Origin of the sequence: Pseudomonas sp. P9_31, from assembly GCF_034008235.1 — a bacterium.
Lineage (GTDB): Bacteria > Pseudomonadota > Gammaproteobacteria > Pseudomonadales > Pseudomonadaceae > Aquipseudomonas.
Genome location: NZ_CP125375.1, coordinates 3,980,605 through 3,993,811, shown reverse-complemented (window position 1 = coordinate 3,993,811; position 13,207 = coordinate 3,980,605). Strand labels below are relative to the sequence as shown.

Sequence of the window (13,207 nt, the reverse complement as noted above, 5' to 3'; positions counted from 1 at the left end):
TTCAGCGTCATGCGGGTTTTGCTCTGCGTCATGGGGTTGAAACACTGGTGTGAAACATCGGAGGTTAATGCCCGTCAGTTCAGCGCAAGCCCGCTCCCACAGGTTCCGCGCCTTTAGGGGGGGGGGCTGCTTTTTGCACGACCCAAAGCCAGCGGACAGACTCAATTCCCCAGGTCGATTGAGTCCCCATCGATGCAGCGATTTTCATTGAGTCGCTAAAAGGCATGGCGTCACGACCACTGATCCCCCAATCCTCCGTTTACCCCGCACAACCCATTAGACTAAGCTCACAAAAATTAAGGGTTTTGGGCCGTTGCCCATGCCTTACCCTTTCAGGACTCACTTTTGCCTATCCCCATTCACGATCCGCACCAGGTGCCCGGCGGTGCCTTGAAGCGGCTGCCTTTGCTCAAGGCGGCGGTGCTGTTTATTGCGACGGTGTGCCTCTGTCTCTGTGGTCTGCTGTATCTGCAACTGGAGCAGTCGCGCCGGCACGACCTGGCGTTGGCCGAGGTGTCGTCGTCGAACCTGACCCGGGCCATGGCGCAGCAGGCCGAAGACACGTTCATGAAGGCCGATCTGGTATTGACCAGTCTGGTGGACTGGATCCAGACCGATGGTTTCGACGCTGCCCAGACGCCACGCTTGCAGAAAACCTTCGCCCGGCGGGTGCAGGCGCTGCATCAATTGCACGGGATATTTCTGTTCGACAAGCAGGGGCAATGGGTCGTGACTTCGTTCAAGAATCTGCCCCGTGGCCCAGGTGTGGCGGACCGCGAGTATTTCCAGTTCCATCAGCAGAACGCGTCTTCCGTGGCGCACATTGGGCCGGCGATTCGCAGTCGGGAGAATGGTGAGTGGATCATTCCTGTTTCCAAACGGATAAACGACAAGAACGGCAATTTTCAGGGCCTGTTGCTGGCCGGGATCAAGATGTCGTACTTCGATCAGTTCTTCAAAAGCTTCAGCATCGATAGCAACGGTGCGATGTTTTTGGCGTCGACTGACGGAACACTGCTGGCGCGACGGCCGTTTGTGGAGTCGCAGATCGGCACGTCGCTGGCTCAAGGGGAGATCTTTCAAATGCTCTTGCCCCACGCGACTTCCGGTAACGCCATGATCGACTCAGTGGTGGATGGCATCGTCCGGCTGTATGGCTATCATCAGCTCGAAGCCTATCCTCTGGTGGTCGCAGCGGCGTCGTCCAGGGACGCGATCCTCAAGGACTGGTATGACACGGCGATTCAATCCAGTCTCATTGTCGCTCTGGTCGTCCTCGGTGTGGGGTTGTTCGGTTGGGTGTTCATTCATCAGGTGCGTGCGGGTGAGCGCATCGAGGCGGATTTGCGCAAGGCACAGAAAACGCTCGAATTGATCGCCACCCACGACAGCCTGACCGGTCTGGCCAACCGTCGATTGTTCGAGCGGGCGCTGGAGGTCGAGTTCGGGCGCGGTGCCCGGCGGTCGAGCCCGCTGAGCCTGATCATGCTCGATATCGATTACTTCAAACGCTACAACGACACCTACGGCCATGTGGCCGGGGACCATTGCCTGACCGAAGTGGCGCGGGCACTCAAGAGCTGCTGTCACCGCAAAGCCGATCTGGCGGTGCGCTATGGCGGTGAAGAGTTCGCGGTGCTGCTGCCGGACACCGACATTCATGGTGCGCTGACAATCGCCGAACAGATCCGTCGCAGCGTCATGGACAAGAACATCATCCACAGCGGCTCGCCCACGGGTTGCGTGACGATCAGTCTTGGCTGTTATTCGTTTGTGCCGACGGGGCACGACAGCACCAATATGTTCATCGAGCGCGCGGATGCGGCGCTGTATCAAGCCAAGCACTCGGGGCGCAATCGCGCGGCGGTGTTGTCGATGGAAGGGGGCGTCGAGGCACTGATGCGTTCGGATCGATGAAGCTTGCGGCCGTCGATTGGCAATGGCCCTCTGATCACTTCTTCAAGTGTGGCAATGACTTGTGTTATCCAGGGGCGATGATCGAGCATGACTGCTATGGTCAGTGGAGAGCCTGGCGGTCATGCACGACAGACCAGGCCTCGCCGGTCTCACCTGATCAGGCGATCGATTGACAGGATAAATGCATGGATTTGTCTGCCGTTACCACCGTCGCACCTGCGCGCCATACCCCAATTACCCGCAACCTGATATTCGTTGTCGGTCTGCTGTTTGTCGTTGGAGTGCTGACCGCGCTGATCGCCCTGTTCAGTATTGCCGGACGGCTCGATGCCCAGGACTTGGCCAAGACCACTTTCTATACCCAGCGCGCTCTGGAAAACCGCATCACCGCCACGAAAAACTACATCGCCAGTTATGCGAACTGGACGACGGCCTACGACCATCTGAACGGTGAGGTCGATGTGCAGTGGGCCTACGTCGAGCAGAACATGGGTAAAACCCTGTTCACCATGGACCACTACGATGGTGTTTTCGTGGTCGATCTTCAGCGAAGCAAATACGCCGTGGTGCGCGGGCTTCAGGTACAGGACGAGGCCGCGGTATATCTGTCGACATCGATGGCGCCGCTCGTTGAGGCGGTTCAGCGTCAGGAAAGCCTCATCAAACCCGTCAGCCAGTACACCTTGTTCGAGGGTAAGCCGGCGCTGTTGACGGCTGCCGCGATCGTGCCCAATGACGAGCGTCCGGCGGTCGATCCCACAAGCACTTCGGTGCTGATATACGTCGACGAATTGAACCCCGAGAAGCTCAGTGTCTTGAGTGCCGACTACGGTTTGCATGACTTGAGCCTGGCGGCCGACGACGCCATCGCTCCCGGTCTGCCGGCCGTCGCACTCGCAGGCACCGGTTACAGCCTGGTCTCCCGGCTCGAGCAGCCGGGTCATCAACTGCTCTGGTCGCTGCTGCCGCCACTGGGCGGAGCGCTGCTGATTCTGGCGTTGTTGACGGCCTACTTCTTTCGGTATGTCTTGCGCACGTCCGGGCATGTGGATGCCAGTTACACCAGCCTCGATTTGTCAAACCAGGCGCTGGAGGCCAGTGAAGAACGTTTTCGTGCCGTGGCCGAGGCCGCGTCCGACTGGATCTGGGAAGTCGACGACCAGCATTGCATCACCTATTTGTCGGGACGCTTCAGCATTGTTACCGGGTTCTCCGATCAGCAGTGGCTGGGGCAGAACATCGGGCAACTGCTCAACTGCGATACCACACCCTTGTCGCTGTGGCTGAACAAGCTCGATGAAGAGCAGGCTGTCAGCCACTTGCGCTGTTCCTACCGCGATCAGTCGGGGCAACAACGAGTCTGCCGGGTGTCGGCGCGACCGATCCGGCGCAAGGGCGCGGTACTGGGTTTTCGCGGGACGGCCAACGACATCACCGATGAGGTCGCCGCCCATGCGCAGATCCAGCATCTGTCGTTGCACGACGCCCTGACCGGTTTGCCGAACCGCAACAAACTGGCGCGCTACCTCGAAGAGGCGCTGGCGCTGAAAGAGCAGTCAACGGCGCTGACCCTGTTGATGATCGACCTGGACAACTTCAAGCCAATCAACGATTCCCTCGGTCACCCGGCCGGCGATGCGGTATTGCTGGAAGTGGCTGCCCGTTTGCGTGAGAGCACGCGGGACATTGATCTGGTCGCCCGATTGGGTGGCGACGAGTTCGTGCTGGTGCTCCATGGCATGGACAGTCACGCGGAAATCGACCGGTTTTGCGGGCGCTTGCTCGACAGCCTGCATCAACCGATTCACTACGACCATCACACGCTGCACATCGGCGCGAGCATCGGAATCGCCTTGAGTCGGCGCCAGGGGCATATTCCGCAGGAGCTGATTCGGTGTGCCGATATCGCGTTGTATCAGGCTAAATCCGACGGCAAGAAGACCTGGTGCTACTTTGCAACGCACATGAACGATCAGATCCAGCATCGTCGGCAACTGGAAACCGACCTGCGTCAGGCGATCAAGCACAACGAATTCGTGATGCATTACCAGCCGCGTTATCACGTCGATGGCAAACGGATCGTTTCGGTCGAAGCGCTGCTGCGCTGGCAGCACCCGGTGCAAGGCTTGTTGAGCCCCGATGCATTTATTCCGCTGGCCGAGCAGACCGACCTGATCGTGCCGTTGGGGCGTTGGGTGCTGCGCGAGGCGTGCGAGACGGCCCTGACCTGGCCCGGCGCGATGATGGTGTCGGTTAACCTGTCACCGGTGCAGTTTGCCCGTAGCGATGTGATCGAGGACGTCCGGGAAGTGTTGATTCAGACCCGCTTGCCCGCCAGTCGGCTGGAGCTGGAGATCACTGAAAACGTGATGCTCAACGACGTCGATGGTGCCCTGGCGACCATGAACGCGCTCAAGGAGCTGGGCGTGCGGCTGAACATGGACGACTTCGGCACCGGATATTCTTCGCTGGGTTACTTGCGCACGTATCCGTTCGACGGGATCAAGATCGACAAGCGCTTCATCTCGTCCATGGGCAATGGCAGCAATGATCGCGCCGTGGTGCAGGCGATCATCAACCTGGGCAAGGCCATGGGCCTGACGGTGACCGCTGAAGGTGTCGAGACGCTGGAGCAGCTGGATTTTCTGATCTCGGATCAGTGCCATGAGGTGCAGGGGTTCTACCTCAGTCGTCCGGTGGACAGGTATGCGTTGCTGCCGTTGCTCAATGCCTCGCAGGAAGATTTTCCGCAGCAGGGCGCGCACCTTTAGTCGCCTGTTTCGTTCGTCACGGCAACTGCCGTGGCAGCCCTCGGTCACAACTGGATACCGTCCATCCGTTGCGAGTGTCGGACCATGAAGAACCTGAAAATCGCCACCTTCAACGTCATGCGCGGTGATCGCAGCACCGATTACACGGCGTGAGTGAAGCTTGAGTGTGGCTGGCAGTAGCGCGATTGCTGGTGCGTCGACTTACGGTCTGATTTTGTTCACACTCTCCTAGTAATAAGTTTGTCAATTTATTTTTTTGATATTGACATGTCCAGAAACAAGTGTGAAGGTATTGGTCGTGAGTAAGGATCGTACTCATTGTAATCAATAGAATTATATACGCTCAAGGGATTGGCATGTTTCATACCGCAGCTATAAATACGTCTTCTCCTCCACTTGTCTTTTCCTCCAAGGCACTCCGCGCATTATCAGTTTCCTCTCAACGCCGTTCTGGCGATAGGTGTAATTACGTCTTCGGCACGAGCTAGTCCCTCGCCGGCTGGCGATCGCTCGATATGAAGAAAGCATCTACGACATAACTTTTAGTTATGTTCGACGTCGTTCGCTTTCGCCTCTGAAATGTGCGAAGAACTTTATCGGCCGGAATAAATCGATATCGATACATTGAGTAACTCGCGCACTGTCAACAGGTATTAACCACCATTTCCTGCACGCTCGACCATTATTGAACGCGTGGTCTATTGGAGGCATGTAATGTTTGTGTTACGCGATTTCTGGGCCACGGAGGCAGCGCTGGGCGTGGCGATGCCCGCTCGCAACCTGATGAGCGTGTTTCGCCATGCAGTGGTGCGTTAGAAGATGCATCACACCCTGTCCACGCTTCACCATCAGGTACTGGCCGTGGGCGCCCTGTGGGATGACGATGCAAGAAACGTCAAGCCAGTCTTGCGCCTGGCCGTGGCGTGAAAACGACGACCGTGGTTTGAGGGCTTATGGGGCAATGTCGGTGAGCCAGTCGATCTCTCGCGAGTACATTGCTAATGAATAATTTCGGTTCAAATGTTATCGAAAGAATTGAGTGTTGCAGTGGCACTGCTGGGGTTTACCCTTGATTCAGAACCAATTTATCCAACAAGGCCACATGAAAATGAAAATATCATTCATCGCTTTACTAGGGGTTTTATCACTTATTCAAACATCACTGTCCTTTGCGGATGATGTCAATGGGAAGAATCTCTATTTGCAGAGGTGCGCCGTGTGCCATGGAGCAGATATCAAAGGAACCGGGCCATTGGCTAATAAAAGCAATCCTCCAACACCTGACCTTACAACCTCCGCTTTCAAGAAGCGACTAAATGATTATCCGGGCGTTATTGTGTCATCGATAATACTCCGCCCAAGTGGGAACTTGATTCCAAAAGTTTTGCGAGAGAACGGTGTAAAGATACCGCCGCACGCTTGGAGTGTTAATGATCTGCGCGATCTACATCAATACATGAGTGGTGTAATTTCAAAAAAACGATGATCTTGAGATGAGAGGCGGGCACAGAAATCCAAGAGCCATTTCAGGGTCGGTTGCAAACAAATCATTCAACGAAGAGCTGATGGAGTATTAGTCATGGACAGTAGCTGTCGCTGAATTCTCTTAAAACCTTATAACTCAGAGGGACAAACCCATGCGGACAAAGGTTGCAATTGTTGGAGCCGGCCCGGCTGGATTAATGTTGGGGCAGCTTCTTTCTCTTATGAATATCAGCAACGTGGTTGTTGAGAGTCGATCAAGAAATTACGTTGAGGGCCGCAGTCGCGCAGGCCAGATCACCCCTGCTACGGTCCAGATTCTTACTGAAAGTGGTGTTGGGTCGAGGATTCAATCTGAAGGAATGATACATTCTGCGTTGCAGTTCCATTATGATGGATCGACGCGCGAATTGGATTTTCAAGCACTCACCGGGCGTACGGTTACCATTTATGGTCAACAGGAAATTATCAAGGATCTGATTGCAGCACGTTTAAAAACAGATTACCCACTTTTGTTCGACGCTGCAGATGTTCAGATTCATAATACCGATGGAAATGCGCCTTCTGTTTCTTTTAGGCACGGCGACACACAACAGACTCTAGAGTGCGACTTTGTCGTCGGCTGCGACGGCTTTCATGGCATTTGTCGTCCGCATATCGCTGACTCTCTTACCCACTTTTCGCACACCTATCCTTTTGCTTGGCTAGCGGTTCTCGCCGAAATGTCACCCATTTCAGAGGATGTCATTTTTTCCAGCCACGAAACCGGGCTTGCATTATTCACCATGCGCTCCCCAAATGTTTCAAGAATTTATTTGCAGTGTTCTCCGGACGAAGATATCAATGAGTGGTCTGGTTCGCGAATCTGGGATCTTTTGCAATTACGTATAGAGGGTAGGCCTGAGAAAGTTAATGGTGGGACGATTATCGAAAAAAGTATTGTGCAGCTTAGAAGTTTTGTTGCCGAAAAAATGCAAAAGGGAAGGCTCTTTCTAGCGGGAGATGCTGCACACATCGTGCCGCCTTCTGCCGCAAAAGGGCTTAATCTCGCAGTTTCCGATGCTAATATTCTTGCTCGCGCCTTTGAACAATTTTATGCCAGCGACAAGGATGAGCTCCTGCTGTCTTATTCCGACATCGCCTTGAAACAGGTGTGGAGGGATGTACAGTTTTCCCACTGGATGGCCATGTTGCTACATCGTTTCGACGACAACTCTCATTTCCATAGACGACTTCAGATAGCTGAACTTGATCGTATTCTCGGGTCTGGCCCCGCAGCGCAAAATTTCGCAGAACTATGGGTCGGGAATCCTCCATTCGCAGCGTCGATTTGAACCAGTCCACGATTAAGTTGCTAATCTGAAAACATGGAGTTGTGCAATGGGTCAAATACGGAAGATCCTGATTATCTTACATCAGGAGCAATCTACGCCTGGCCGAGTAGGCTTCCTGCTGCGTCAACTGGGATTCGAGCTTGATATCCGTAGGCCGCGATTTGGTGATCCTCTTCCGCAGAGTATGAGGGAGTACGAAGGTGTGGTCGTTTTCGGCGGTCCGATGAGTGCTAATGACAACGACGAGTATATTCGCGAAGAAATCAACTGGTTGGCCAAGCCGTTGAAGGAAGGGAAACCATTGCTTGGTCTTTGTCTAGGCGCGCAAATGCTGACTCGGCACTTGGGTGCGCGCGTCTACCGACTCGATAACGGAGGAACTGAGGCGGGTTATTATCCGATAACACCGCTTGCTGCTGCTCACGAGATAACCGCTGACGCATGCGCACCCTTTCCAGACCATGTCTATCAGTGGCATAGCGAAGGCTTCGATTTGCCCAATGGCGCTACGCAGCTCGCCGAAGGTTCGACCTTTCCAGTTCAAGCCTATCGATATGCAGGTAACGCCTACGCTTTGCAATTTCACCCCGAAGTAACTTACGAGACGATCAATCGCTGGGCAATGCGGGGTACCGAACGGCTCAAAGCGCCTGGTACGAAGCCCGCAGATGAGCATATTGCTGGCTGGCATCTATATGACTCCGCGGTCGCAACCTGGATCAAAGCGTTTCTTCCAAAATGGATAGAAACGCCTGCTTAAACCATTTGAGTGACTGGGTATCGAGATTCGGACTAATAACTTCAGTCAGTGCGGAAACATACGGGCTTCGACACTTATACAGGGATAGTGCAGTATGGACTTTCAACTTTGGATATTGTTTTGCGTCGTATTTCTTTCAGCGGCGATCCTTCCGGGGCCGAATGTTGCCTTCTCTATGGCACAAGCACTGGATCATGGTTTCAAGGAATCATTTCCGGGCGCTGTTGGTTTCGGGTTGGCGAGCGGGGGGCACGCAGTTATTGTTCTTTCGGGGCTCGGTATACTCGTCAGTAATAATCCTGACATTTTGTTTTGGCTTAAATGGGTGGGCGTTGCGTACCTGTTCTATCTTGCGCTGAAATCGTTGCGCTCGCACTCCCAAGTAGTTGTTGCGACATCAAGCAAGCGTACACCGCTTCAAATGTTCACGGGGGCGATAATTGTCTCATTCACAAACCCTAAGGGTATATTGACGAATATAATATTATTTCCGACATTCATAGATAAGACTTTGCCTTATGTCCCGCAGTGCATTGCATTGGTGGCGACGGCAATATTCATTTCTACGTCGGTGTATTCCATGTATATGCTTCTGGCTCGCCATGCGGCGAAGATTTTTCGAACCAAACGCCAAATGAGTGTGGTGACGGGCGTTTTATATGTCGGCGTCGCTGCTGCTATTGCGACAACGATCTGAGTGATTGTGACAGCTTGGTATCACCAGCATTCAAGTGAGGTTCATTTTGATTGGCGTATTTGATTTCGGTAGCGGCGGATTAACGGTGATGCGCGCGTTTGAATCCGTCTTGCAAAATGAAAAATTCGTCTATTTGGGTGATCATGGAAACGCGCCCTATGGCAATAATGTATCCGACGATATCCATGATCTGACACAAGCCGCCCTTGATCGCCTTTTCAGGTATGGCTGCTCACTGGTAGTCATCGCCTGTAATACTGCGGTGGCAATTAGTCTGCGGAAATTACAGCAGGCGTGGCTTCCAGAAGTGTATCCAGGTCGGAGGGTGATTGGCGTGATCGCACCTGTCGCTGAAGCGATTACGGGAGCGCCTTGGAATCCGACATCCGCTGCCACGCATGATCACTCTGATTACCCTGTGGAGAGCGTCGCCATTTTCGCTACTCAGCACACGGTTCAATCAAATGCCTTTGCTGTGGAAATCAATAACAGACGTCCTGGAATAAACGTGTACCAACAAGCATGCCCTGGTCTCGCTTTGCTCATTGAGCAAGACGCACCTGAGGATAGAGTGCGCGCCGAAATCCGTAAAAATGTTAAAGCGCTTCTGAATGCCGCTGCGCAAACTCCAGATGTTTGCATTTTGGGATGTACGCATTATCCGATAGTTGAGCATATATGGCGAACGGAGCTCCCGGGCTCAATGCGTATAATTTCCCAGTCCGATGCTTGCGCACAGAGTCTGGTTGAATACCTAAAAAGTAACCCTCGCTTCTCTAATGCAAGAGTGGGAGATAATAAGTTCTTTACGACAGGCGATGTCAAAACAGTTTCAGAGCGAGCATCTTTGTTCTACGGGTCAAGGGTGGAGTTTTCGAGAATAGATGCGTAGTTGCTTGTAGCAATCATGTGTGTAAGTTTCACTCTTTGTTCGCTTATGGCGCACAGAGTGGAGTGGTAGATAAAACGGACGATTAAGACTTTAGGAGAAAGTGATGAAACTTGTTGGCATGATGGGATCACCCTATGTTCGGCGCGTGGCAATTTCGTTACGGCTGATGGGCGTGGAGCATGAGCATCGGCAGATTTCGGTGTTTCGCGATGCTGATGAATTCCGAGCGATCAATTCGGTAGTCAAGGCACCCACTCTAATTTGCGATAATGGCGAAATGATCATGGACTCGTCGATGATCCTTGATTATCTGGAGTCGCTGGTCGAACCAAAACACAGTTTGATGCCAAAAGACTCGAGGCAGCATCAAAAGGTGCTTTCGCTCATTGGGCTCGGCCTCGCTGTTTGCGAAAAAGCTGTCCAACTCGAGTATGAGCACAACAAGCCGGTCGAATATCACTATGAGCCTTGGCTAACTCGTATCGCCGAGCAATTGCATGCCGCGTTGGCACTTCTGGAAGAAGCTGCGGTTCGCGCCAATCCTTGGCTTGCAACCGCGCAAGTGTCTCAGGCCGATGTGACTGTGGCCGCAGCTTGGCGTTTCACGCAATTCAGGGTGTCCAACCTGGTCGATGTCAAAAGCTATACCGCGCTTGCCGCCTATTCCGACCAGATCGAGCAACTGCCGGAGTTCGTCGATACACCACTTAAATAAACTCTGTCCCTGCCCCTCCAGTGTAGGGGCGGGTTTTAGTTGCATAAACCTTGGACTGGTTTGTCGATGAAGGGCGAGACCCTATAGACGAGGCAACTCTGTTATTGCGTGATTCACAGGAGACACAAGAATGTTGAGTCTAGAAGATTTTTTTGCCTACGGCGAAGCGGGGTATACCCATGTTCCGCTTTGGCAGAGCCTGCCGTTGCCGCCAGGGGTCGAAGCACTTTCGCTGTACCAAGGGTTAGCCAACTGCGGGCAAGACTACCTGTTCGAAACGGGGCACTGGCACGATGGCGTGTTCGAACAGGCGTACTCGGCGATTGGTCTGCCTTGCAGTCAACGAATCGAGCTCGATGAGGGCGTCTTGCGCCTGTATCGCGACGGCCAGATGTCAGCCAAGATTGACTGCGACGATCCGTTGGCAGAACTGGCCAGGCTGCAAAAGGACTTTCGTATACCGCAGTGCCCCGGCCTCCCTTCCTTCAGCGGTGGGTTCTTCGGCTATTTCGGTTTCGAAACGACTCGGCTGATCGAGCCTCGTTTACGTCGCGTACCCCGCAAGCCCTCCGGTTTTCAGCTCCCTGACGTATTGCAATTGATCAGCACTGATCTGGTCGTGCTGGACCACCGCGCACGTCTGGCCTATTGCATCGTGCATGAAAGCCCGAAGGCCCTGGGCGATTACCAGTGCGGCCAAGACAGACTCAACCGACTAGTCGCGCATTTGCGCCCATTGCTCGTACCATCCGCGCCCTGCGGGCACGTGGTTGAGGCTACAACCCCTGCCGCCGAGTCGGCCTTCCCGCAGCCAGCGTTTGTTAAGGCAGTGACACGCATCAAGAACTATATCGCTGCTGGCGATGTGATGCAGGTCGTTTTATCCCAACGCATGAGCCTTCCTTTCGAAGAAGACGCCGTCGCGTTGTACCGTTCCTTGGCTGATTTGGGTCACACACCCTATCGCTACTTACTGAACCTGGGCGACTGCCAAGTGGTCGGCGCATCTCCAGAAATGTTGTTTCGTCAGGAAGAGCAAATGGTTACAACCCGGCCGATGGCAGGTACACGCCGTAGGGGCAGTGTGGTGGCCGAAGACAATCGGCTCAAGGAAGAACTGCTCGCTGATCCGAAGGAAATCGCCGAGCATATGATGCTCGTCGATCTGTCGCGAAATGACCTCGGTCGGTTGGCCAACGTTGGAAGTGTGCAAGTGACCCAATTGCTGAATGTGGAATATTTTTCCCATGTCATGCACATCGTCTCTACTGTTACCGGCCAGATACCTGACCACGTCAGTGGTTTGGAGCTGCTCAAAAGCATGTTCCCTGCAGGCACGCTGAGTGGGGCGTCGAAGGTGCGTGCGCTTGAGATTATTGCCGAACTGGAACCCCATTCTCGCGGGGTTTATGGCGGTGCCATCGGCTATTTGGATTGGAGCGGCCGTGCCGACTTGGCTATCGCCATTCGAACCGGACTGCTTCAAGACGCTCGTCTCTACGTTCAGGCAGGCGCCGGAGTGGTGCAGGACTCGGTAGCAGATCGCGAGTGGCAGGAAACGATAGAGAAAAGCCAGTTGGTTTGGGTTGCAGCCAGCCGGTGTAGAACTGTCGCGCAACGCCAGGAGGTGGCGTATGCATTTAATGATCGATAACTACGACTCGTTTACCTACAACATCGTGCAGTACCTGGGAGTTCTAGGGGCTGATATTGAAGTGCGTCGTAATGACGAAATTACCTTGGCAGAAATAGACGAACTGGCGCCAGAGTCCTTGATTGTCTCTCCTGGGCCGTGTTCTCCAGCCGAAGCGGGTATTTCCCTCGCAGCAATCAATCATTTTGCGGGCCGTTTGCCTATATTAGGCATCTGTCTTGGTCATCAGTGCATAACCGCCGCTTTTGGCGGTGAGGTGCGCAGGGCCCGTGAGGTGCTTCATGGAAAAGTTTCACGTATCCGTCACGACAGACGTGACTTGTTCGACGGCCTGCCTGACGGATTGCAAGTAGCACGGTATCACTCGTTAGTGGCCGGTGTCTTACCCAGCCAATTAGTTGCCACGGCGCATGTTCTGGACGAAGACGGCATGCCGGGGGAGATCATGGCGCTGCGGCACCGAGAATTGCCGATCTATGGAGTGCAATTTCATCCAGAGTCATTGATGACGCAACAAGGCCTGGCGATGTTAGCCAATTACCTTCAACTGGTTGAGCGAGGCCGCGTCACCAGGGCCGCTACCTGATCGCTCGCTACGAAGCGCCGACACATTTACGGAGCATGATCATTGCCCATGAGGTGACCAATGTTGGTCATGACCAGACGCAGCTCAGCAATATGGCGAACCAGGCGCGTAAAGAGATCGGCGCTGAGTCGCCGACGATGGGGCTGCCAGTCCTGCGCAATGCAGAGGCCGTGTACGACGGGCAAGGAGCGCCGTGTGAGGCGCTGGGAGCATGAAGCGATATTCGACGCGATGGCAGGTTCGGCTAGAAGATGATCCAGCGATGATGAGGGGTCGTCGACAGACCGTTGAACATCCTTTTGGAACGCTCAAGTATTGGATGGGGCCACCCACTCGAAAGGCTGCTTTGCAGACCATATGAAAACGCACTGAAGGCCAGCCCAACAAACGCCCCGACTT

At 54.0% G+C, this 13,207-nt stretch carries 11 protein-coding genes and 1 pseudogene; all 12 read left to right on the top strand.

The annotated features are described in order from the left end of the window. The first annotated feature begins 345 nt into the window (after positions 1-345). On the top strand, positions 346-1,917 hold the full coding sequence (locus tag QMK51_RS17665; protein WP_320391070.1) for a diguanylate cyclase: 1,572 nt from the start codon (positions 346-348) through the stop codon (positions 1,915-1,917). A 185-nt stretch (positions 1,918-2,102) separates the two neighbouring features. Continuing rightward, positions 2,103-4,688, top strand: a complete 2,586-nt coding sequence (locus QMK51_RS17660; protein WP_320391069.1) for an EAL domain-containing protein — start codon at positions 2,103-2,105, stop codon at positions 4,686-4,688. 30 nt (positions 4,689-4,718) lie between these two features. After that, positions 4,719-4,841 (top strand): hypothetical protein, encoded by a 123-nt coding sequence (locus QMK51_RS17655; protein ID WP_258696412.1) that lies wholly within the window; start codon positions 4,719-4,721, stop codon positions 4,839-4,841. A gap of 949 nt (positions 4,842-5,790) precedes the next feature. After that, positions 5,791-6,174, top strand: a complete 384-nt coding sequence (locus tag QMK51_RS17650; RefSeq protein WP_258700749.1) for a cytochrome c — start codon at positions 5,791-5,793, stop codon at positions 6,172-6,174. Positions 6,175-6,325: 151 nt separating this feature from the next. Beyond that, positions 6,326-7,504 carry a 4-hydroxybenzoate 3-monooxygenase gene (locus tag QMK51_RS17645; protein WP_320391068.1) on the top strand — a complete coding sequence of 393 codons (1,179 nt, stop codon included), beginning with the start codon at positions 6,326-6,328 and terminating at the stop codon, positions 7,502-7,504. Between the two features lie 46 nt (positions 7,505-7,550). Further along, a complete protein-coding gene (locus QMK51_RS17640; protein ID WP_320391067.1) occupies positions 7,551-8,264 on the top strand; it encodes a glutamine amidotransferase in 714 nt (237 codons plus the stop codon). A gap of 94 nt (positions 8,265-8,358) precedes the next feature. Continuing rightward, positions 8,359-8,961: a LysE family translocator gene (locus tag QMK51_RS17635; protein ID WP_320391066.1), complete on the top strand. Its 603-nt coding sequence runs from the start codon at positions 8,359-8,361 to the stop codon at positions 8,959-8,961. Positions 8,962-9,007: 46 nt separating this feature from the next. After that, positions 9,008-9,853 carry a glutamate racemase gene (locus tag QMK51_RS17630; RefSeq protein WP_320391065.1) on the top strand — a complete coding sequence of 282 codons (846 nt, stop codon included), beginning with the start codon at positions 9,008-9,010 and terminating at the stop codon, positions 9,851-9,853. Between the two features lie 103 nt (positions 9,854-9,956). Then, the gene (locus QMK51_RS17625) at positions 9,957-10,568 is read left to right on the top strand and encodes a glutathione S-transferase family protein (protein WP_258696407.1); all 612 of its coding nucleotides are present in this window, start codon (positions 9,957-9,959) and stop codon (positions 10,566-10,568) included. Between the two features lie 130 nt (positions 10,569-10,698). Beyond that, entirely contained in the window at positions 10,699-12,222 is a 1,524-nt protein-coding gene (locus tag QMK51_RS17620; RefSeq protein ID WP_320391064.1) for an anthranilate synthase component I family protein, read from the top strand. Continuing rightward, entirely contained in the window at positions 12,203-12,808 is a 606-nt protein-coding gene (locus QMK51_RS17615; RefSeq protein WP_320391063.1) for an aminodeoxychorismate/anthranilate synthase component II, read from the top strand. Before QMK51_RS17620 ends, QMK51_RS17615 begins: the two co-directional genes overlap by 20 nt. A gap of 35 nt (positions 12,809-12,843) precedes the next feature. Next, positions 12,844-13,133, top strand: a pseudogene (locus tag QMK51_RS29015) (hypothetical protein); the annotation flags it as partial. Between the last annotated feature and the right edge of the window lie 74 nt (positions 13,134-13,207).